Origin of the sequence: Brevundimonas subvibrioides, from assembly GCF_027271155.1 — a bacterium.
GTDB lineage: Bacteria > Pseudomonadota > Alphaproteobacteria > Caulobacterales > Caulobacteraceae > Brevundimonas > Brevundimonas subvibrioides_D.
The window spans coordinates 1,556,394-1,577,574 of the sequence record NZ_CP114542.1 but is presented as its reverse complement, the minus strand read 5'-3'; the positions used below and the strand labels follow the sequence as shown (position 1 = coordinate 1,577,574).

Annotated in this window: 24 protein-coding genes and 1 tRNA gene; 4 read left to right on the top strand and 21 right to left on the bottom strand. The window is 64.7% G+C overall.

Annotated features, from left to right (window positions below; translation table 11 throughout):
• The first annotated feature begins 5 nt into the window (after positions 1–5).
• On the top strand, positions 6–1,043 hold the full coding sequence (gene alr, locus O3139_RS07920; RefSeq protein ID WP_269516440.1) for an alanine racemase: 1,038 nt from the start codon (positions 6–8) through the stop codon (positions 1,041–1,043).
• 126 nt (positions 1,044–1,169) lie between these two features.
• Positions 1,170–3,146 (top strand): M61 family metallopeptidase, encoded by a 1,977-nt coding sequence (locus O3139_RS07915; RefSeq protein ID WP_269513387.1) that lies wholly within the window; start codon positions 1,170–1,172, stop codon positions 3,144–3,146.
• Here the strand turns inward: O3139_RS07915 and O3139_RS07910 are convergent.
• From O3139_RS07910 to rpsL, 18 genes are all read right to left on the bottom strand, one after another.
• Positions 3,143–3,823 carry a type 1 glutamine amidotransferase domain-containing protein gene (locus tag O3139_RS07910; protein ID WP_269513386.1) on the bottom strand — a complete coding sequence of 227 codons (681 nt, stop codon included), beginning with the start codon at positions 3,821–3,823 and terminating at the stop codon, positions 3,143–3,145. The two genes, O3139_RS07915 and O3139_RS07910, sit on opposite strands and share 4 nt — an antisense overlap.
• Before the next feature lie 135 nt (positions 3,824–3,958).
• Positions 3,959–4,345: a 50S ribosomal protein L7/L12 gene (rplL, locus tag O3139_RS07905; RefSeq protein ID WP_013269218.1), complete on the bottom strand. Its 387-nt coding sequence runs from the start codon at positions 4,343–4,345 to the stop codon at positions 3,959–3,961.
• A 65-nt stretch (positions 4,346–4,410) separates the two neighbouring features.
• The gene (gene rplJ / locus O3139_RS07900) at positions 4,411–4,926 is read right to left on the bottom strand and encodes a 50S ribosomal protein L10 (protein WP_209320539.1); all 516 of its coding nucleotides are present in this window, start codon (positions 4,924–4,926) and stop codon (positions 4,411–4,413) included.
• Between the two features lie 314 nt (positions 4,927–5,240).
• A complete protein-coding gene (locus tag O3139_RS07895; protein WP_269513385.1) occupies positions 5,241–5,753 on the bottom strand; it encodes a DUF2059 domain-containing protein in 513 nt (170 codons plus the stop codon).
• A gap of 170 nt (positions 5,754–5,923) precedes the next feature.
• Positions 5,924–6,613 (bottom strand): 50S ribosomal protein L1, encoded by a 690-nt coding sequence (rplA, locus tag O3139_RS07890; protein ID WP_269513383.1) that lies wholly within the window; start codon positions 6,611–6,613, stop codon positions 5,924–5,926.
• Between the two features lie 3 nt (positions 6,614–6,616).
• A complete protein-coding gene (gene rplK, locus O3139_RS07885; RefSeq protein ID WP_013269214.1) occupies positions 6,617–7,048 on the bottom strand; it encodes a 50S ribosomal protein L11 in 432 nt (143 codons plus the stop codon).
• 321 nt (positions 7,049–7,369) lie between these two features.
• On the bottom strand, positions 7,370–7,951 hold the full coding sequence (gene nusG, locus O3139_RS07880; protein ID WP_269513382.1) for a transcription termination/antitermination protein NusG: 582 nt from the start codon (positions 7,949–7,951) through the stop codon (positions 7,370–7,372).
• Positions 7,952–7,973: 22 nt separating this feature from the next.
• Positions 7,974–8,285 (bottom strand): preprotein translocase subunit SecE, encoded by a 312-nt coding sequence (secE, locus tag O3139_RS07875; protein ID WP_269513381.1) that lies wholly within the window; start codon positions 8,283–8,285, stop codon positions 7,974–7,976.
• A gap of 81 nt (positions 8,286–8,366) precedes the next feature.
• Positions 8,367–8,442: transfer RNA gene (locus tag O3139_RS07870), tRNA-Trp, on the bottom strand.
• A gap of 95 nt (positions 8,443–8,537) precedes the next feature.
• Positions 8,538–9,143, bottom strand: coding sequence for a hypothetical protein (locus tag O3139_RS07865; RefSeq protein WP_269513379.1), 606 nt, complete (start codon positions 9,141–9,143; stop codon positions 8,538–8,540).
• 37 nt (positions 9,144–9,180) lie between these two features.
• The gene (locus O3139_RS07860) at positions 9,181–10,515 is read right to left on the bottom strand and encodes a hemolysin family protein (protein ID WP_269513378.1); all 1,335 of its coding nucleotides are present in this window, start codon (positions 10,513–10,515) and stop codon (positions 9,181–9,183) included.
• Between the two features lie 100 nt (positions 10,516–10,615).
• Positions 10,616–10,747 carry a hypothetical protein gene (locus O3139_RS07855; RefSeq protein WP_269513377.1) on the bottom strand — a complete coding sequence of 44 codons (132 nt, stop codon included), beginning with the start codon at positions 10,745–10,747 and terminating at the stop codon, positions 10,616–10,618.
• Positions 10,748–10,876: 129 nt separating this feature from the next.
• The gene (locus tag O3139_RS07850) at positions 10,877–12,487 is read right to left on the bottom strand and encodes a carboxylesterase/lipase family protein (RefSeq protein WP_269513376.1); all 1,611 of its coding nucleotides are present in this window, start codon (positions 12,485–12,487) and stop codon (positions 10,877–10,879) included.
• A gap of 162 nt (positions 12,488–12,649) precedes the next feature.
• Positions 12,650–13,840, bottom strand: a complete 1,191-nt coding sequence (tuf, locus tag O3139_RS07845; protein WP_269513375.1) for an elongation factor Tu — start codon at positions 13,838–13,840, stop codon at positions 12,650–12,652.
• A 54-nt stretch (positions 13,841–13,894) separates the two neighbouring features.
• Positions 13,895–15,976, bottom strand: coding sequence for an elongation factor G (gene fusA, locus O3139_RS07840; RefSeq protein WP_269513374.1), 2,082 nt, complete (start codon positions 15,974–15,976; stop codon positions 13,895–13,897).
• Between the two features lie 148 nt (positions 15,977–16,124).
• Positions 16,125–16,598 (bottom strand): 30S ribosomal protein S7, encoded by a 474-nt coding sequence (gene rpsG, locus O3139_RS07835; RefSeq protein ID WP_209320530.1) that lies wholly within the window; start codon positions 16,596–16,598, stop codon positions 16,125–16,127.
• 12 nt (positions 16,599–16,610) lie between these two features.
• Positions 16,611–16,751 (bottom strand): hypothetical protein, encoded by a 141-nt coding sequence (locus O3139_RS07830; protein ID WP_269513373.1) that lies wholly within the window; start codon positions 16,749–16,751, stop codon positions 16,611–16,613.
• A gap of 10 nt (positions 16,752–16,761) precedes the next feature.
• Positions 16,762–17,136, bottom strand: a complete 375-nt coding sequence (gene rpsL / locus O3139_RS07825; protein WP_013269204.1) for a 30S ribosomal protein S12 — start codon at positions 17,134–17,136, stop codon at positions 16,762–16,764.
• A gap of 362 nt (positions 17,137–17,498) precedes the next feature.
• On the opposite strand from rpsL, the gene rpmG reads away from it, so the two are divergent.
• Complete coding sequence (gene rpmG / locus O3139_RS07820; protein WP_013269202.1) at positions 17,499–17,666, top strand: 50S ribosomal protein L33; 168 nt, start codon at positions 17,499–17,501, stop codon at positions 17,664–17,666.
• Between the two features lie 119 nt (positions 17,667–17,785).
• On the opposite strand, the gene O3139_RS07815 is transcribed toward rpmG, so the two are convergent.
• Positions 17,786–18,334, bottom strand: a complete 549-nt coding sequence (locus tag O3139_RS07815) for a hypothetical protein (RefSeq protein WP_269513372.1) — start codon at positions 18,332–18,334, stop codon at positions 17,786–17,788.
• Between the two features lie 329 nt (positions 18,335–18,663).
• On the opposite strand from O3139_RS07815, the gene O3139_RS07810 reads away from it, so the two are divergent.
• Positions 18,664–19,491: a hypothetical protein gene (locus tag O3139_RS07810; RefSeq protein ID WP_269513371.1), complete on the top strand. Its 828-nt coding sequence runs from the start codon at positions 18,664–18,666 to the stop codon at positions 19,489–19,491.
• Positions 19,492–19,496: 5 nt separating this feature from the next.
• Here O3139_RS07810 and hflX read toward each other — a convergent pair whose 3' ends face one another.
• Together hflX and hfq are read right to left on the bottom strand one after the other, a co-directional pair.
• On the bottom strand, positions 19,497–20,807 hold the full coding sequence (gene hflX / locus O3139_RS07805) for a GTPase HflX (RefSeq protein WP_269513370.1): 1,311 nt from the start codon (positions 20,805–20,807) through the stop codon (positions 19,497–19,499).
• Between the two features lie 127 nt (positions 20,808–20,934).
• The gene (hfq, locus tag O3139_RS07800) at positions 20,935–21,180 is read right to left on the bottom strand and encodes an RNA chaperone Hfq (protein ID WP_013269198.1); all 246 of its coding nucleotides are present in this window, start codon (positions 21,178–21,180) and stop codon (positions 20,935–20,937) included.
• Position 21,181: the final 1 nt, after the last annotated feature.

Genomic DNA, 21,181 nt, shown 5'->3' with positions numbered 1-21,181 from the left:
CGATGATGACAGCCACTGCGACCCTCACCGTCGATCTGGACGCCCTGGCGCACAACTTCCATGCTCTGGAAGCCATCTCCGGCGCGCCCGTTCACCCGGTGGTCAAGGCCGACTCCTATGGCCTGGGTGCTGTCCCGGTCGCGACCCGGCTGATGGCCGAGGGAGCCAGGACCTTCTTCGTCGCCCGTCTGGCCGAGGGGATCGCCCTGCGCGCCGCCGTGGGGTCGGGGCCGACCATCTATGTGCTGGACGGCTGCGTCGGCGACGCGGCCCCGGTGCTCAGGGCCGCCGACCTTCGCCCCGTTCTCAACCACGGCGAGCAGCTGGCGACCTGGCGCATGGCTGGCGGCGGGGCCTGTGGTCTGCAGATCGACACGGGGATTAACCGCCTCGGATTCCGCGTCGAGGATGCGCCCGAACCGTTCGACGGCCTGTCTCTGGTCATGAGCCATCTCGCCTGCGCCGACGAACCGGCCCAGGCGATGAACCGGCGACAGCGCGATGCCTTCGCCGCCGCCGCCACCCGCTATCCCGGCACGCTGAGGTCCTTCGCCAACTCCGGTGGCTGTTTCCTCGGACCCGACTACGCCTTCGACGCGGTCCGCCCCGGAATCTGCCTCTACGGCGGCGGGCCGGAAGGTCGTCCGGATGACCGGATCAGGGCCGTCGCCACCCTGACCGCCCGGATCCTTCAGGTCCGAGACGTTCCCGCGGGCGAAAGCATCGGCTACTCGCGGGGCTTCGTCGCCCCTACGCCCCGCCGCATCGCCACCTGCGGAGCCGGCTATGCCGATGGCATACTGCGCAGCCAGTGCCCGGACGGCCAGGTCCAGGTCGCGGGCACGCTTCGCCCCCTTCTGGGCCGCGTCTCGATGGACGTCATCGCGGTGGACGTCACGGGCCTCGACGTGGCGATCGGGGATGAGGTCGAACTGTTCGGCCCGAACAGGCTGCTCGACGACGCGGCCGCAGCCGCGAAGACGATCAGCTACGAGCTTCTGACCTCCGTCACGACCCGTGTTCCGCGGCGATACGTGGGGTGAGGCAGCATTTCCCCCTTCGTGGGAAGGAATCGGGGAGAAGGGCTGCGCCAGGACCATGACCCTTGACCTCCCTCCGCCGTCGTCGTGATCTCTCCTCCCTTGTAAGTCCCCTCCCGGATCCCGCCCATGTCCCGCCTGCTCGCCCACGCCTGCGCCGCCGCCCTCCTGGTCGCAGCGACCCCGGCGATGGCCCAGAGCATTGGTACCGGGTCCGGCCCGACGGCTCCGGACATCGGCGGCTTCCCCGACAGTCCGGCCATCCCCGCCCCGACCCGGACCCCCTATCCGGGCACGATCCGCTACGAAGCCGACATCACCGACCTGGACCACCGGGTCATTTCTGCACGCGAGATCATCCCGGTCAGTCCCGGTCCCCTGACGCTGCTGTATCCGAAATATCTGCCGGGCAACCACGCTGACTCCGGCCCGATCCAGTTGCTCGCCGGAGTCGTCATCACCGCCAACGGACAGCGGATCGAGTGGCGGCGGGATGCCGTGGACCCCTACGCTTTCCACCTCGACGTGCCCGCAGGCGCGTCCGAAATCGAGGTCAATCTCCAGTGGCTGACCCAGTCCGACAATGCGAACTGGCGCGTCGTCACGACTCCCTCGATCGTCAATCTGGAGTGGGAAAAGGCCATCCTCTATCCGGCAGGCTATGTCTCGACCGGCATCACGGTCGAGGCGTCGGTCAAGCTGCCCGCCGGCTGGAACTACGGCACGGCGCTCACGACCGTCAGCCACGAGAACGACGTCGCCCGGTTCGAGCCTGTCGACCTCTACACCCTGGTCGACAGCCCCATGTTCGCCGGGGCCAACTATCGCCGCATCGACATCGACCCGACGGGTGAGGCCGTCCATCTGAACATCGTCTCGGACGAACCCGGCAACATCGCCCCGACGGCCGAACAACTGGGCTTCTACAAGAACCTGGTGGCCCAGACCGACCACCTGTTCGGTGCCCGCCATTACGACCACTACGAGTTCCTGCTCGCCCTGACCGACCAGCTGGGCGGTATCGGGCTGGAGCATCACCGCTCGTCGGAAAACACCGCTGCGCCCGACTATTTCACCAACTGGGGCAAGTCGGTCGGCAACCGCGCCCTGCTGCCGCACGAGTTCACACACTCCTGGAACGGCAAGTTCCGGCGCCCCGCCGACGAGCTGACCGCCAACTACAACGTCCCGACCGAGAACAGCCTGCTTTGGGTCTATGAGGGACAGACCGAATACTGGGGCGATGTGCTGTCGGCCCGCAGCGGCCTGCACACCCTCGACCAGACCCGTATCCTCCTGGCCAACCGCGCGGCCTTCTATCAGAACCAGCCGGGCCGGGCGTGGCGCAATCTGCAGGACACCAACAATCACAACCTGCTGGGTTACCGGATCCCCGGCCAGTGGGGGTCGTGGATGCGGGGCACTGGCGACTACTACGACGAGGCGGCCCTGATCTGGCTGGATGCTGACACCCTGATCCGGGAAATGACGAACGGCCGCAAGTCGCTCGACGATTTCGCCAGGGCCATGTTCGGTTCGGGCGTCGAAGGCTCCGACGGCGTCTGGGTGCCGAACGGCTACACCTTCGCTGACGTCGTCGCGGCGCTGAACGGCGTCACCGAATACGACTGGGCGACCTTCCTGCGGACCCGGCTGGACGCCACCGGCCCCGACGCCACAGCCCCGCTGGATGGCATCGAACGGGCGGGCTACCGCCTGATCTACGTCGACACCCCCTCGGCCGAAGAGAAGGCGATGAATCCCGGCTGGGGCACGGACTTCCAGTACTCTCTGGGCTTCAGCCTGCAGGGGCCGAACAACCGGATCGGCGGCATCCTCTGGGGAGGACCGATCTACGAAGCCGGCATCGGCGCGGGCTGGGACCTCATCGCCGTCGGCGACAAGGCCGCCTCGCCCGAGGTGCTTCGCGACGCCGTCACCGCGGCCAGGGGCGGAACCGCTCCCATCCGCCTGACGCTGAAGAGCGGCACCCGCATCCGCACCCTCGACCTCAACTGGACCGAAGGGCTTCGCTACCCTCGTCTGGAGCGGATCGAGGGCACGCCGGACCGCCTCGCCGACATCCTCGCCCCGCGCCGACGCTAGACTTTCAGCAGCTCCAGCAGAGCCTTCGCAGCCTCTTCGGACGACGCGGGGTTCTGGCCGGTGATCAGCTTGCCGTCGGTCACCACGAAGGGCTGGAAGTCCGCGCCCTTCTCATAGAGTCCGCCGTTGGCCTTCAGCATGTCCTCGACCAGGAAGGGCACGACGTCCGTCAGGCCCACCGCCTCTTCCTCGCCATTGGTGAAGCCGGCGACTTTCCTTCCCTTGACCAGATAGTCTCCATCCGCACCCTTCACGTGGCGAAGAACGCCCGGTGCGTGACAGACGGCGGCCACCGGTTTGTCGGCCTTGGCGAAGGCCTCGATCAGGGCGATGGAGCCCGCGTCCTCGGCCAGGTCCCACAGGGGTCCATGCCCGCCCGGATAGAAGACCGCATCAAAATCCGCTGCCTTCACTTCGGATAATCTGTGCGTGCTGGCCAGTTGCACCCCGGCGGCCTCGTCGGCCTTGAACCGCTTCGTAGCCTCCGTCTGGGCGTCCGGCTCGTCGCTCTTGGGGTCCAGCGGCGGCTGCCCGCCCCTGGGCGAGGCCAGGGTGATCTCGGCACCCGCATCCTTCAGCACATAATAGGGTGCCGCGAACTCCTCGAGCCAGAAGCCGGTCTTCTTGCCGGTATCGCCCAGTTGATCGTGCGAGGTCAGGACCATCAGGATGTTCATGGCGGAGGCTCCGTTCAGACGGGGGATCGCGGCAGGCTTTGCCGTTGTGGGGACTGAACGCAAAAGGGCCCGGCGGTTTCCCGCCGGGCCCCTCAAAAAGCGATCCGCGACCAAAAGGCCGCAGCCGCTTTTCGCTTACTTGATCTGAACGGTCGCGCCGGCTTCCGTCAGCTTCTTGGCGATCTCGTCGGCGTTCTGCTTGGAAACGTTCTCGACGACGTTCTGCGGAGCGCCTTCGACCAGGTCCTTGGCTTCCTTCAGGCCCAGGTCCGACCGCACGCCACGGACTTCCTTGATGACGTTGATCTTCTTGTCGCCGCCCGAGACGAGCACGACGGTGAATTCGGTCTGCTCTTCGGCGGCTTCAGCCGGAGCAGCGGCACCGCCACCGGCGGGCATCGCCATCGCGACCGGAGCAGCGGCGCTGACGCCCCACTTTTCTTCCAGCAGCTTGGACAGTTCGGCGGCTTCGAGGACGGTCAGCGAGGACAGGTCGTCGACGATCTTGGACAGGTCGGCCATGGTCAGTTTTCCTTCGGAGGATTGGGTTGGTTAGAGAGGGATTGCAGAGATGGAAGTCAGGTCGCTTATGCGGCTTCCTTGGTGGCATAGGCGTTGAACACCCGGGCCAGTTGGGCAGCCGGGGCCTGGACGACACCGGCGATCCTGGTCGCGGGCGCGTTGAGCAGGCCGAGCAGCGAAGCGCGGATCTCGTCGAGCGTCGGCAGTTTGGAGAGGCTCTCCACACCCTTCAGATCGACGACGGTATCGCCCATGAAGCCACCGACGATGACGAAACGGTCATTGCCCTTGGCGAACTCGGTCGAGACCTTGGCGGCCGTCGCGGGGTTCTCGGCGTATGCGATGCCCACGGGACCCTTGAACAGGCCGTGATACTCGCTGCCTTCAGCCGCTTCGAGCGCCTTCAGCGCCAGGCGGTTCTTGACCACCTTGAACGCTCCGCCGGCGGTGCGCAGACGGCCCCGCAGGTCTTCCATTTCCGCAACGGTCAGGCCCAGGTTGTGGGCCACGACCACGCTGCCGGCCTCGGCGAAGACGCCTTTCAGCGACTCGATCGACTCGGCTTTTTGTGCGCGATCCATTGCGGTCTCCAGTCTTGAGTTTCGCCGCCGGGCTTATTCCCGACGCCGAGATTGGCCAAAGCGCCGCGCGTCGTCGCGAAGCGTTCAGGCCGGGTAGCGATGTCCGAAGGAGGCTCTGACGTGGATCCGTCCCGGATACCGGGCCGACCGTGCGTCGTTTGCGTCCCCATCTCCCCACGGCGCTGGAGGGCTCTCCAGCATTTATGGCCCGGGTGACCCCCAGACCCCGAAGTTCTCGGACAGGACCGTCGGGACCGGGGTCTCAACGGAAGAGCGCGCTCTATACAGGGAGACGGCGGAAATGCAAGGGACGATCAGTCTTCTAGCAACGCCCCTTCGGCCGCCGTCTTGGCTTCGCGCAGTTCGTCGGGAGAGCACTTCAGTTCCGCACACATGTCGGCCGCGATCTCCCGCGCCATCGCCGGCATCAGGTCGGCGGCCAAGGCCGCCATCCTCGGCGCAGCCTCGTACATTCCGTTCAACGCGGCCTGGCCGATATCGCTCTCGTAGAAGGCAACAATCCCTCTCAATTCTTCCACGCTGTAGATGTCGGCATAGATGGGTGCCATCGCCGTGAACAGCCGATCGATGGCGCGCGTGGTCGCGCCGGCGATGGCCCGATTGTAGGTCTGGGGATCGATCACCCCGTCGCCCTTGGAGCCTTGCGATGCGGTCTGCTCGGCGATCATTTCCTGCATCATCACCGTCATCTGATCGACCTGCATGGTGTCGACCAGTCTGCGTGCGAGGTCGAGGCGCTCCTGGGCATTGGGTCCAGTAATCTGGTCGAGATCACGGTCCTGGGCACGTGTCATGGTCGGCGACATCGCGACGCCCGCCAGAAGCGCCAGAAGGGCGCACAGCTTTGCCAGTCGATGTCTCATGCCCCATCCCCCGGTTGGATCACTCATCCAATCACCGATGAGGGTCGCGAGGCAAGAAAAAGGGCGGCGACCCTGCGGCCGCCGCCCTCATTTCGTGTCCGGCCGCGCCGGGATCAGGCCGTGACGGAGGCCGGATCGATCTTCACGCCGGGGCCCATCGTGGACGACAGGCTGATGCGCTTGACATAGGTGCCCTTGGCGCCGGTCGGACGGGCCTTTTGCAGGGCGTCGACATAGGCGCGGACGTTGGCTTCCAGGGCTTCCTGGGTGAAGGAGGCCTTACCGATGCCGCCGTGGGCGATACCGGCCTTCTCGACGCGGAACTCAACCGCGCCGCCCTTGGCGTCCTTGACGGCCTGGGCCACGTTCGGGGTCACGGTGCCGACCTTGGGGTTCGGCATCAGGCCGCGCGGACCCAGCACCTTACCGAGGCGACCGACCAGGGCCATCATGTCCGGGGACGCGATGACGCGGTCGAAGTCCATGAAGCCGCCGTTGATCTTCTCGTACAGATCCTCGGCACCCACGACGTCGGCACCCGCGGCCAGGGCCTCGGCGGCCTTGGCGTCCTTGGCGAAGACGGCGACGCGGACATCACGGCCCGTGCCGGACGGCAGGTTCACGACGCCCCGGACCTGTTGGTCGGCGTGACGCGGATCGACGCCCAGGTTGACGGCGATCTCGATCGACTCGTCGAACTTGGCGGTGGCGTGGGCCTTCACGGCCGCGATGGCGTCGGAGACGGTCATCAGGGCCTGGGTGTCGGCAGTGAACGCCTTGATGCGCTTGGTTTGCTTGGCCATGACTTAGCGCTCCACGATGTTCAGGCCGATGGCCTTGGCGGAACCTTCGATGATGCGCGCGGCGGCATCCAGATCGTTGGCGTTCAGGTCCTTCATCTTCTTCTCGGCGATCTCGCGCAGCTGGGTGCGGGTGATCGAACCGACCGTCTCGCGGCCCGTCAGCTTGGCGCCCGAGGTGATGCCGACGGCCTGCTTGATGTAGTGGGTGGCCGGCGGGGTCTTGGTGACGAAGGTGAAGCTCTTGTCCTGATAGACCGTGATCACGGTCGGCAGGGGCGTGCCCTTCACTTCCTTCTCGGTACGCGCGTTGAACTCCTTGACGAAGCCCATGATGTTCACACCGCGTTGGCCCAGTGCAGGCCCGATGGGCGGCGAAGGCGTGGCCGAACCGGCCGGCACCTGCAGCTTGATATAGCCCAGAATCTTCTTGGCCATTGGTCTCTCCTGTGAATGACCCTGAACTCAATCAGGGCCGGTGAGCCGTGGTGCGGCATGGCGGCCTCCCACGGATTTATCCCGGGGCCGGAGCCACGGGAGGCGCGCGTGTAGCAGGATGGCGAGGCCGAAGCAATGCGCCCGTCTCCTCCCCGTCGCCTTCGGCGATGGGGAGGTGGCGCGACGCTTCTTCAGCGTCGTGACGGAGGGGTTCTTGAAACAAGCAACGTCAGCGGGGCTTCAAGAGCCCCTCCACCACCCGCAAAGCGGCGGGCGGTCCCCCTCCCCATCGCCGAAGGGCGATGGGGAGGAGACGAGCTCTCAGGCCGCGTTCTTCTCGACCTGGCTGTATTCCAGATCGACCGGCGTCGGACGGCCGAAGATGGACACGGCGACGCGCAGGCGGGCGGCGTCCTCGTCGACGCTCTCCACCTGGCCGTCGAAGCTGGCAAAGGGACCGTCGATGACCTTGACGGTCTCGCCGATGTCGAAGCGGATCGTGGGCTTGGGACGCTCGACGCCTTCCTCGACCGCACCGATGATGGCCTGAACTTCGCGCTCGCTGACCGGCAGCGGCTTGGTGCCGCCAGCGGCTCCGAGGAACCCTGTGACCTTGGGCGTGTCCTTGACCAGGTGGTAGGCGTCGTCGGTCAGTTCCATCTTCACCAGGACATAGCCGGGGAAGAATTTGCGTTCCGAGTTGACCTTGCGGCCCCGGCGGATCTCGACGACGTCTTCGGTCGGCACCAGAATCTCGGAGAAGCATTCCTCCAGATCGCGCTGCTTGGCCTGGTCGCGGATATGCTGGGCGACCTTCTTTTCGAAGTTCGAATAGGCGTGGACGATATACCACTTGTGGCGGGGGTTCGAGGCGGCTTTCGCTTCGGGCGCTGCATCCGTCATGGGGCGCGTCTTCCTTTTTTTCTTATTGTCCGATGGCCAGAACCCAGGTCGAGGCAAAGCCCAGACCCGTGTCCACCGCCCAGAAGAAGACGACCGCGATCGCGACCATCATGAAAACCATGACCGAGGTGATCCAGGTTTCCTTGCGGCTGGGCCACACGATCTTGCGCGCCTCGGCCTGGACCTGGCTGATAAACTGGCCGGGCGAGGTCCGCTTCTTTGGCGCGGGCGCGTCCACTGTGACGGTCGAGGCCGCAGCGGCCGTTGCCATCTGCGGCTTGGCACGGGCAGCGGGATTGCCGGTCCGACGGCCGGGAAACTGTGGCTTGGCCATGATCGTCTTACGGGTCTCGTTTCGAACTTTGGTCCGGCCCCCGCAGATGGGGAAGCCCAGGCTGCGACGACAGGGGGGAAATGGCAGGAGTTGGGGGATTCGAACCCACGACCCCCGGTTTTGGAGACCGGTGCTCTACCAGCTGAGCTAAACTCCTAGACAAGTCAGACGCGCCGTGGGGAGATCCCCGCGACGCGCCCGTTCGCCAGACCGGGGGCTATGCCTGACACGGCGTGCCATTTCAAGGCCGGATCACGCCTTCAGCATCCCTCTCAGATCGAGGAAGCGCTGAGCCAAGTATGTTTCGGTGGCTCCCATCGCAGTTTGGTTGTTTTCGGCAGCCGCCGCAGTCCAAAGCGTCGCCGCAATTTTGATTTCATTCAGAAACTTGCGCCCATCTTCGTATTGTGCTGCATCAGAAAAGTGGCGGCTTGCATGCTGTGCAAGTTCAACATGCTGACCGGGAGTGAATAGCGGCCAAGAGCCTGTTAGGGCGCTCAGCAAAGTTGATTTGAGATTTTCATCGAACGCATCCGGATTGACCCTTCGCTCTTCGACCAACCCCTCTGAAAACGCCGAAAAGATCGGATAGACTAGCGATAGAGACAAGCTGACGTCGTCCTTACGGCCCTCAAAATCACTTAGCCAGCTCGGGAAATCTGCCGGCAATAGCTTAACGTAAAGCTGAACGGTCCCATAGGATGCTGCAGTCCACGCTTCAGCTTCCGAACCTCGAGTCATTTTAGGAAGCGACTTGCCTAGGTTATCTCTCGACCAAGAAGCGAGTTCTTCCAGTTGGCCTCGATAGTGTCGAACGAGCCCACCCCACACTGATTTAGGATAAGCTTCTTCAGGCATCGTCGGTTTAAGCCAACTGACTATCCGCTCAAACACATCAATGATCCAGGTGCGCCGCGACTGCGTCGGCCTCGTCCTGCTTGTTCACGAGTTGCCTGAACAGCAGCTTGTCGATGCGTCGGTCGTCCATGTCGATAACCTCGACCTCGAACCGGCCCAGTTGCAGGATTTCACCTTCATCCGGCACGCGCGACAGCTGGTGCAGAACCAGGCCGGCGATGGTGTGGAAACCGTCCGCCTCGCCGAAGTCCTCACCCAGTTCGTCGGCCAGCTCGTCCAGGTCGGTCTGGCCATCGACCAGCCAGGTGCCGTCCTCTCGCTGGCGGATCAGGGCCTCCTTGTCGTCATGACCTTCGTCGAAGTCGCCGGCGATCATTTCGAGCAGGTCGGTCGCCGTCACCACGCCCTCGAAGGCACCGAACTCGTCGACCAGGAAGGCCATGTGGACCTTCGATGCCTTCAGGATCTCCAGCGCCTTCAGCACCGACGTCGACTGCGGGATGAAGGCCGGCGTCTGGACGTGTTTTTCGACATTGAACTCGCCGTTGTCGAGGAGGCTGTCCAGCAGGTCCTTCTTGTGGACGACGCCCAGCGGGTTATCGACGTCGTTCTCCCTGGCCACCACGATCCGCGAATAGGGGCAGGTCCGGACCTCCTCGCGCAGAACCGCTTCCGAATCGTTCAGGGCGACCCAGAAGACTTCGTGGCGCGGCGTCATGGCGACCCGGATCGGACGGTCGCCCAGCCGCAGGATTTCCTCGATCATCGTCTGTTCTTCGGGCTCGATCAGACCCGAGGCCGTGCCCTCGGCGATCATGGTCTCGACCTCTTCCTGGGTGACGTCGGACCCGTCGCGATCCTTGACGCCCATGATCTTCAGGATGGCCGAGGTCGAGGCCGTCAACAGCACCACGAAGGGATGCAGCACGATCGCCACGGTCGAGATCGGGGCCGCCATCTTGGCCGCGATCGATTCGGGAAAGATCAACGCCAGCCGCTTGGGCACCAGTTCGCCGACGATCAGCGACACATAGGTGATGCCGACCACGACCAGAGCCGTGGAGACGATCTCGGCATAGTGGCCCGTGGCCGGGAAAGCGGTCTCGAGGATATGGGTCAGCTCGCCCGCGATGGCCGCCTGACCATAGGCACCGGCCAGAATCCCGATCAGGGTGATGCCGACCTGGACCGCCGACAGAAAATGGGTGGGGTCTTCCGAAAGCTTCAGGGCCGCCCTGGCCCCCCGGTCACCGCGCTCGGCGCGGCTTTGCAGCTTGGATTTCCGGGACGAAACGACCGCCATCTCGGTCGCGGCGAACAGGCCGTTGAGCACCACGAGGAGCAGAACGACGACGATGGCGATGAGTAACATCTAGGGGGGAGTGGGACCGGCGCGGCGCGACAGTCGGCGTCCGCCTCCTATCGTTAGACGAATGTGGCCGCTTTCGCCACGATTTCCTTGCAGGCCGTGATCAGCCGGTCCGACCGGCGTCCACAGAACCATAGGCCCCCCGCTGCGGGCCATGCCCGTCATTGACCGTCGCGCAGGCGGACACCCCGATCAGGGTGCCGATGAAAAGGCCGATATGCAGGGCGCGTCGCATGAAAGTTACCAAAATCCTAACGTCAGGATCCGAACCTACACACCCGTTTCCGGTTCCGGGCAAGCGTGCACCCGCCGCCGGTTGTGCGGAACGGTAAACGCGCATGGACCGGCGGGAGCGATGCCTCGATTATCCCCCCGGCTCGACCGGTCCCAGAGCCGTCCCGCCCCAGAAATCGCACTGGTGGCGGTCATGGAAGGTGGCGTCCACACGGTCCCCCGCCGGGTCGAACACCACGACCGGTCCCCCACCCTCAGAAACCCGGGGCCAGCGGGCCTCGAAGTCCGCGTCGTGGCCGAACCCGGCCCAGAGGGCCATCATTCGCCCGGACAAGGCCCTCTGTCCGGCGGTCCAGCGCTTCGTGTCGGTGAAGATCCACGAGGTACCGAACACATAGGCCAGCTCGCTCGCATGAAAGGCCCCCATGTCCAGACCGGTGATCCAGTCGGGCAGGATGAAGGGCACATCCCGGTCCGCGAACTCATAGCCATAGACCGGCACGTGGCGCGCCAGCAGCCGGCGCAGGGCGTCTGCCGGACACGAGAACCGGCTGTCGCTGAAGCTCCAGGCGATGGCCGCGGCCGGCCCCTCGGCCCCGACCGGATATCGCTCCAGCACCCGTGAGCCCGCATCCCCGTACAGCCAGTGCGTCTCCTTCTCGTAGCGATCCCTGTCGCGCACTTCTCCGGCGAACAGACGCCCCTCGTCGGTGTTCGACCCTACGATCACCGGCACCCGGGTAAAGGCCCCCTTGGCAAAGGCCTGCGGCGGGCTGAGCGGCACCAGGGCGTCGCCATAGACCGGTCCCCACGATTTTGGCCCGTTGATGCCCGACCGCGTCGAGGCTCCCCGCGCGATCCGCCACGCCGGTGTCCGCCTCAGGCACGCGGCCACCTCGGCCCCCTCGCATCCCAGACGGGCGGCGAACCGCAGACCCGGCTCGGCCTGATCCGCCGCCGCGTTCAGCGACGACGGCTCCAGACACGGCCCGCTCTGCAGGATCACGCGGCTGTACAGCCCCGTCGACCCCGGCGAGGTCATCAGATAGCAGGCGCTCCAGGCCCCCGAGCTTTCCGCGAACAGGGTGACATCCGCCGGATCGCCCCCGAAGGCCGCGATATTGGCCTGCACCCAGCGCAGCGCCGCCTGCTGGTCCATCAGCCCCCAGTTGCCGCCGACGCCCTCCCCCTCGGCCGCGAAATCCGGCAGCGCCAGCCACCCCAGCGCGCCCAGCCGGAAGTTGACCGTGACCACGACCCGGTCCTGTTCGACTGCCAGCCGCCCGGGGTCGTAGTTCGCCCCCGCTCCGATCGTGAAGGCTCCACCGTGCAGATAGACCATGACGGGCTTGGGGCGTGCGGCCTCCCCTGCCGGTCGATAGACATTGACGAACAGACAGTCCTCGGACCCGACCACCAGCCCGCCGCCACCCCCCAGGATGGCCTCGCGTCCCAGTGCCTGGGTGCAGTCGGAGCCGATGCGCGTCGCGTCATGCACGCCGCTCCAGGCCTCGACCGGTTCCGGGCTTCGCCAGCGCAGGTCGCCGGTCGGCGGCGCGGCATAGGGCACGCCCAGAAAGGCGCGCACGCCCGCCCCTTCCACGCCCCGGAGGACGCCCGCGTCGGTCACCGCCGTCACGAAGGTCCTGTCCCGCGCAAACCGCACATGATCCACCGCGCCGGGGTGGGTCGCACAGGCCGACAGGGCCAGGAGCATCAGGATGCAGAGACGGGACAGCATCCGGCCTTCTATCCCGAGCCCGGCCCCGCAGGCCACCGGACCGCACGAGGCGTGTTGCACCACAAGAAAAAGGCCACCCGGTTCGCACCGGGAGGCCTCTTCCAACTCAATCCGCGCTCAGGCAGCGAGCGACGGCGTCGCTCGCGTCAGCGCGCCATCACCTCAGGCGATGATCTTGGCCACCACGCCGGCGCCCACCGTGCGGCCGCCTTCGCGGATGGCGAAGCGGAGCTTCTCTTCCATCGCGATCGGGGTGATCAGTTCGACGTTCAGCTCGGCATTGTCGCCGGGCATGATCATCTCCACGCCTTCCTTCAGCTGCACGATGCCGGTCACGTCGGTCGTGCGGAAGTAGAACTGCGGGCGGTAGTTGGTGAAGAACGGCGTGTGACGGCCACCCTCTTCCTTGGTCAGGATATAGGCCTCGGCCAGGAACTTGGTGTGCGGGGTGATCGAGCCCGGCTTGCACAGGACCTGACCGCGCTCGACGTCCTCGCGCTTGGTGCCGCGCAGCAGTACGCCGACGTTGTCGCCCGCCTGACCCTGGTCCAGCAGCTTCCTGAACATTTCCACGCCCGTGCAGGTCGTCTTCTGGACCGGACGGATGCCGACGATCTCGACTTCCTCACCGACCTTGACGATGCCGCGCTCGACGCGACCCGTGACCACGGTGCCGCGGCCCGAGATCGAGAACACGTCTTCCACCGGCATCAGGAACGGCAGGTCGACCGGACGCTCCGGCTGCGGGATGTAGGCGTCGACGGTTTCCATCAGCGCCAGAACCTGCTGCTCGCCGATCTCCGGGTTCACGCCGTCGGTCGCGGCCTTGGCCGAGCCCATGGTGATCGGAATGTCGTCGCCCGGGAACTGATAGGACGAAAGCAGCTCGCGCACTTCCATCTCGACGAGCTCCAGAAGCTCCTTGTCGTCGACCAGGTCGACCTTGTTCATGAACACCACCAGGGCCGGCACGCCGACCTGACGGGCCAGCAGGATGTGCTCGCGGGTCTGGGGCATCGGACCGTCGGCCGCCGACACCACCAGGATCGCGCCGTCCATCTGGGCGGCACCGGTGATCATGTTCTTCACATAGTCGGCGTGGCCCGGGCAGTCGACGTGGGCATAGTGACGGTTGGCCGTCTCATATTCCACGTGCGCCGTGTTGATCGTGATGCCGCGCGCCTTCTCTTCCGGCGCCGCGTCGATGTCGGCATAGGCCATCGCCTTGGCCCCACCGGCCTTGGCCAGCGTCATCGTGATCGCCGCCGTCAGCGTCGTCTTGCCGTGGTCCACGTGACCGATCGTGCCGATGTTGCAATGCGGCTTGTTACGTTCGAACTTTTCCTTGGCCATTCTCTTCTCTCCGTCCCCTGAACAGGGGGCTTAATCCAAAATTTCAGGGGTTAGTTAGGCGGAATACTTCTTGATCACTTCGTCGGCGACGTGTTGCGGCACCGGCTCGTAGTGGTCGTACTGCATGGTGAAGGCGGCGCGGCCCTGCGACATCCCGCGAAGGGTGTTCACATAGCCGAACATGTTGGCCAGCGGCACGAAGGCGTTCACGACGGTGGCGTTGCCGCGCATGTCCTGACCCTGGATCATGCCGCGACGGCCGTTCAGGTCGCCGATGACCGAACCGAGGTAATCCTCGGGGGTCACGACCTCGACCGCCATGATCGGCTCGAGCAGCTTGGGCGCGCCCTTTTCCTTCAGTTCGCGGAAGGCGGCGCGGGCCGCGATTTCGAAGGCCAGCACGCTGGAGTCGACGTCGTGGAACTTGCCGTCCGTCAGGGTCGCCTTGAAGTCGATCAGCGGGAAGCCGGCCAGCAGGCCCGAGTCCTTGATGGAATTCAGACCCTTTTCGACGCCCGGGATGTATTCCTTGGGCACGGCACCGCCGACGATCGAGTTCTCGAACACGAAGCCCGAGCCCGGCTCACCGGGTTCGAAGGTGATCATGACGCGGGCGAACTGGCCCGTACCACCGGTCTGCTTCTTGTGCGTGTAGTCGATGTCGACCTTGCGGCCCAGCGATTCACGATAGGCGACCTGCGGCGCGCCGATGTTGGCCTCGACCTTGTAGGTGCGCTTCAGGATGTCGATCTTGATGTCGAGGTGCAGCTCGCCCATCCCCTTCAGGATGGTCTGGCCGGACTCGTGGTCGGTCGAGACGGTGAAGGACGGATCCTCCGACGCCAGCTTGGCCAGGGCGACGCCCAGCTTTTCCTGGTCGGCCTTGGACTTGGGCTCGACCGAGATCTCGATCACGGGGGCAGGGAATTCCATCTTCTCGAGGATGACCGGCGACTTCAGCGGATCGCACAGGGTGTCGCCCGTGCGGGTTTCCTTCAGGCCGGCCAGGGCGACGATGTCGCCGGCGTAGGCTTCCTTGACGTCCTCGCGGTTGTTCGAGTGCATCTGCAGCATCCGGCCCACCCGCTCGCGCTTGTCGCGCGAGGAGTTCAGCAGGGACTGCCCGGTTTCCATCTTGCCCGAATACAGGCGGCAGAAGGTCAGCGAGCCGACGAAGGGATCGTCCATGATCTTGAACGCCAGGATCGACAGGGGCTCGTCATCCGAGGCCTTCCGCACGACGGGCTCCTCGGTCTTGAAGTCGATGCCCGGGGTCGGCGGGATGTCCATGGGCGACGGCAGATAGTCGACGACGGCGTCGAGCAGGGTCTGCACGCCCTTGTTCTTGAAGGCCGAACCGCACAGGATCGGATAGAAGGCCCCGGTCAGCACCGCCTTGCGGATGCACTTCTTGAGCACCTCGGTCGAGGGCTCGGTGCCTTCGAGATAGGCTTCCATCGCCTCGTCATCGAGCTCGACGGCGTTGTCGATCAGGTACTGGCGAGCCTCGACGGCCTTGTCCATCAGGTCGGCCGGGATCTCGCCGACGGTGAAGTTGGCGCCCAGGGCGTCGTTGTCCCAGACGACCGACGTCATGGTGACCAGATCGACCAGACCCGACAGGGTGTTTTCCGAGCCGATCGGGAACTGGATCGGCACGGCCTTGGCACCCAGACGATCGCGGATCGACTGCACCGAGGCGTCGAAGTCGGCACCGATCTTGTCCATCTTGTTGACGAACACGATCCGCGGAACCTTGTACTTGTCAGCCTGGCGCCAGACGGTTTCCGTCTGCGGCTCCACGCCGGCGTTGCCGTCCAGCACCGTCACGGCACCGTCGAGGACGCGCAGCGAACGCTCGACCTCGATGGTGAAGTCCACGTGGCCGGGGGTGTCGATGATGTTCAGGCGCTTGCCCTGCCAGAAGGCCGTGGTCGCAGCCGAGGTGATCGTGATCCCCCGCTCCTGCTCCTGGTCCATCCAGTCCATGGTGGCTGCGCCATCATGCACTTCGCCGATCTTATGGTTCTTGCCGGTGTAGTACAGGATCCGCTCGGTCGTCGTCGTCTTGCCCGCGTCGATGTGGGCCATGATGCCGAAGTTGCGATAGTCCTGGAGCGCGTGTGTGCGGGCCATGAAAGCGTGCCTTGAGTTTTTTCGGGACGCGAAGGGCGCCCTCGGGGAGATCGTCGATGCTGCGAATAAGCGGGCGCGGGCGATTTAGCGGAAACCGCCCGCGCCGGATAGGCCTAGATAGTGTCGCTGTTTGACGCTTTGAAGGCGTCTACCAGCGGTAGTGGCTGAAGGCGCGGTTGGCTTCGGCCATCTTGTGGGTGTCTTCACGCTTCTTGACCGCGGTGCCGCGGTTGTTGGAGGCGTCCAGCAGTTCGGCGGCCAGCTTCTCGGTCATGGTGTTCTCGCCACGCTTGCGCGCGGCGTTGACCAGCCAGCGGATGGCCAGGGCGCGGCGACGGTCGGGGCGAACCTCGACCGGGACCTGATAGGTGGCGCCGCCGACGCGACGCGAACGAACCTCGACCGACGGCTGGACGTTTTCCAGGGCGGTGTGGAAGGTCTGGACCGGCTCGAAGTCCTTCTTCTTCTCGGCCAGGATATCGAAGGCACCGTAGACGATGTTCTCGGCGACGGCCTTCTTGCCCTCGTACATGACGTAATTCATGAACTTGGTGACGATCAGATCCTTGTATTTGGGATCCGGCAGGACTTCGCGTTTCTGGGCGCGGTGACGACGTGACATGAGGTGGGCCTTCTATTCTGTTGTCGATCGCGAGACCTGATCTCGCGCATTATCTCTGAGGGCGGCGTCCTTGCCCACGATGTAACCCCCGATGACCACCAGAGTGACCGCGACCCAGAAGGTCATGCCGAAGGTGCGTGAACGGGACGCCATGCGCTGATCCTTACTTCGGACGCTTGGTGCCGTAGTGCGAACGGCGCTGCTTGCGGTCCTTCACGCCCTGGGTGTCGAGCACGCCGCGCAGGATGTGGTAGCGGACACCGGGCAAGTCCTTCACGCGGCCGCCGCGGATCAGAACCACAGAGTGCTCCTGCAGATTGTGACCCTCGCCGGGGATGTAGCACACGGCCTCGTAGCCGGACTTGGCCAGACGGACCTTGGCGACCTTACGCAGAGCCGAGTTCGGCTTCTTGGGGGTCGTCGTATAGACGCGGGTGCAGACGCCGCGGCGCTGGGGCGAGCCTTCCAGGGCCGGCACCTTGTTGCGCACGGGCTTGGGCTTGCGGGGCTTGCGGATCAGCTGGTTGATCGTAGGCATTAAAGACAGTCTCGACTTCTGATGGAGGCGTGTGCCTGTCGGCCGGGGCGCCTCGGTTTCCTTCTTTTGAACGTCTCCGACGGAGACGCCCGGGATCGTTCGAGACCGGATCCGTGACCCAAACGAAAAAACCGGAACGCGCGCTTCGGGCGTTCCGGCGGGCACAGCCCGTCCGTTCAATTGTCACGATCAGGATGGGGCAGGCCCCGCCTCGAAAGTCCGGCGCGTTTACGCGGGCGGGGCCGAGGGGTCAAGGGGTGTGGTCAAGGGGTTCAGAAACGGCGTTGACTTGCCGGGCGCGCTGAGTATGTTCCGCGCCTCTTATTTTCACGGCTTCCCCGCCGTCGCAAAGGTAATTTCCGATGGCCAAGCCCGCCTCAATCAAGATCCGCCTGAACTCGACCGCCGACACCGGCTTCTTCTACGTCACCAAGAAGAACGCCCGCACGATGACGGAAAAGATGGTCGTCAACAAATACGACCCCGTCGTGCGCAAGCACGTCGAGTTCAAGGAAGGCAAGATCAAGTAGGCATTCCTGTCGGGCTAACGCGCGGTCGCGCTGCTTGAGCCCGGAATGAGATTTCAACGCCCGGTCAGCCATGGCCGGGCGTTTTTCTTTGTCTTGTCCCTCTCCCGGCGGGAGAGGGATCAGGTCGCGGGATTGGACTCCGAAAAAACCGGGTGCAAGGAGTCCAATTCCTGCGGGTCCGTGCCGGAACCTGCCGACATCTCATTCAAAACGTTGCGGTTCCCCTCCCCGTCCGCGACCAGCCTCAACGGCTCTCTTCTGGACGCGATCGCAGGCGGCGCGATGTCGGGCAGGTCGGCCATGACCTGGGCGCGGGCGCGGTCGCACAGACGGTCATAGACGCGCATCCAGGTCGAGGCCTCCGACGCGCGGCCCATGCCCAGGGCGCGGCGGATGTTCAGGAAGGCCTGGTCGGCGAGGTCGGCGAAACTGACCTCGTCGTCGGGATGAAATTCGCCGGCCTCCGGCAGGACGTCGCCGATCGGCTGATCGATCCGCCGCCACTTCCCGGCCCGCGCATGCATCCGGAACGAACTGAGCGATATGCCCCACTTCTGGCAGATGTGCGCCGCCTTGACCCCCGACAGATACTCCCGCCGGATATGGTCCCACATATTGCCGCCGAGACCGTCGAGGTCTTCGGGGTTGATCTGATGGCGCATGGTCATGGGCGGGAGCATGACATGGGAGTGCGTCAGAATCGGTCGTGGCTTGGAGACCAGTGTCAGATGATGTCTCCTCCCCCGTTCTCCGCTTGGCGAATGGTGAGGGGTACCGCAAAGCGGTGGAGGGATCATGGCCACACGTGGCGTCGTCGAAACGGCGTGAAGACTGCGCCGACGACTAGCGCCGCCGGAAGCCCGCCTTTCGGCAGGCCTTGGTAGCGGAGCTCGCGACCGCGATCATGGAAGTAAGTCTGTACCGGCAAGGACGTGTTCCGCGAATTCACAAACGGCACCATCGACGCGGTCTGTGCTTTAGCCGAAGAAGGCGATTAATGGCTCGCTACCTCGTCGATACCAATATGCTCGACCACAAAGAGTTGGCCGCTTTCCTAGCAGCGGACCCCTCTAACGAGATCGTCATCTCTGAGGCCACGCTAATCGAGATTCATAAGGCACGCGCAGCGCAGAATGTCCCCCGCCTTCTTGCTTTGGCATGCGCCAATTGGGATCGGGTCTCCGTCACTCATTCGTTCTACGACCTCTACAGCTTCGATGGGACAGCTAACGACCCGGCCAAGGCCACCATCTCCATGCGCCAGTCTGAAGATTTCCCGGCCTACTGCGCCACTGTGGTCGTAGCTCCATTGGATGTGGTAGCGCTCCAGCACTTCGCGAGAAAACAAGCGGATGCAGCCCAAGAGAGCGCCACTATCGCGAGTAAGGCACCTGGCTTGATGCGTTTGTATCGTCGCGTGATCTCTAGCAATTTTTCCGAGAAGGACCGGCAGGAGCTCAGGAAACGACGTCCACTTTCTCCTGCTCTTCAAGAGAAGCTGCTCAAGTTCAGCTTCGCACTTCGCGCCCGGCTCGCCTTGCAGCATGGAAATGCACCCGAGGATTTGCATCCTCGTAAGGCTATTGACACACCACTTTACCGGTATGCGTTATCTCTAGTGATTTACTTCATGCATTGGGTGAAAGACGGAGAACCCGACCGCAAAAAGATCAAGGAAGCGGTAAACCAAATTGTAGACTTGGAAATCGCCGCTTTAGCGACGTTCTATGATGGTTTCCTTACGCGCGAAACCAAGCTAGCAAGGCATTTCGACGAGCTCCAAGGCTTGGTGGAGATTCTCGGCGGCAAGGTGCGTTGTGGGTGAGCAACTCATCCAAATCTCTGCTCGAACCGCCCCATCGCCTGCGGGTCCAGCCGGACGGTCAGCCGCATCCGCCCCTGATCGTCCGTATCGCGCGCCGTCACCCGGCCGTGTTCGTAGAGCCAGGCCAGGGCCTCGCCCTGTGAGGGCTGCAGGACCAGTTCGGTCTCGGGGTCGTCATCGATCAGGTCGGTGATGGCCTGGCGCAGGGTCTCGATCCCCTGCCCGGTCCAGGCGGAAACGGCGACGGCGGTGTTGCCGGAGCGGGCGGCCTGGCCCTCGACGGCCTCGCGGGCCTCGGGGTCCAGCAGGTCGGTCTTGTTCCAGACCTCGAGGATGCGGCGGGGTTTCGCCGTTCCATCAGGATTGGGGGGTTGTTCGATCTGTTTCAGGACCGCCTCGACGTCCTTCGCCTGGGCGGCCGTGTCGGCCGAGGCGATGTCGCGGACGTGCAGGATCAGGTCGGCCTCGCCCACCTCCTCCAGGGTCGCGCGGAAGCTCTCGACCAGTTCGTGCGGCAGGTCGGAGATGAAGCCGACGGTGTCGGCGATGATGGCAGGGCGGCCCTGCGGCAGGCGGATGGTGCGCTGGGTGGTGTCGAGGGTGGCGAACAGCAGGTCCTTGGCCAGCACCTCCGACCCCGTCAGCCGGTTGAACAGGGTCGATTTGCCGGCATTGGTATAGCCGACCAGGGCGACGGCCGGGAACGGGGCCTTCTTTCTCTGTTTCCGGTGCAGGCCGCGCGTGCGGCGCACCTCTTCCAGCTCGCCCTTCAGCTTGACGATGCGGTCGGCGATCAGACGGCGATCGAGCTCGATCTGGGTCTCGCCGGGGCCGCCGGTCGAGCCGGTGCCGCCGCGCTGGCGCTCCAGGTGGGTCCAGGTGCGGACAAGGCGCGACCTCTCATAGTCCAGCCGGGCCAGTTCGACCTGTAGCCGACCCTCCTTCGTCCGTGCGCGGCGGCCGAAGATCTCGAGGATCAGGCCGGTGCGGTCGATGACCTTGCAGTCCCATTCCTTTTCCAGATTGCGCTGCTGGACCGGTGTCAGGTCGTCGTCGACGACGGCGGCCTCGGCTTCGGCGGCGCGGATCAGGGCGGCCAGTTCCTCGACCTTGCCGGTGCCGAACAGGGTCGCGGGCGTGGTCTTGCGCAGCCGCACGACCTCTTCGGCGCGGACGTCGAGGTCCAGCGCGCGGGCGAGGCCCGAGGCCTCTTCAAGCCGCTCCTGTGCCGGCCGGGACGATCGCTCGCCCAGGTCGGGATGGATGACGACCGCCCGGATGAGCGGCACGGAATGGTCGATGAGTCTGGAGGTCAAGGAATCTCGGAGTGGCGAGTGGTGAGTGTCGAGGAGCGTAAAGCGCTCAGAACCGCATGTAGTTACGAGCCGGCGTCAGCGCATCGGCTGACGCTCGCCACTCGCCACTCAACACTCGCCACTGAACTCAGTCCTCGTCGGCTTCCGGTTCGTACAGCTGCACGGGCGCGGACGGCATGATGGTGGAAATGGCGTGCTTGTAGACGAGCTGGGACTGCCCGTCGCGACGCAGCAGCACGCAGAAATTGTCAAACCAGGTCACGATGCCCTGCAGTTTGACGCCATTGACCAGGAAGATGGTCAGGGGGGTCTTGGTCTTGCGGACCGAGTTGAGGAAGGTGTCCTGAAGGTTCTGACGCTTGTCTTGCGACATG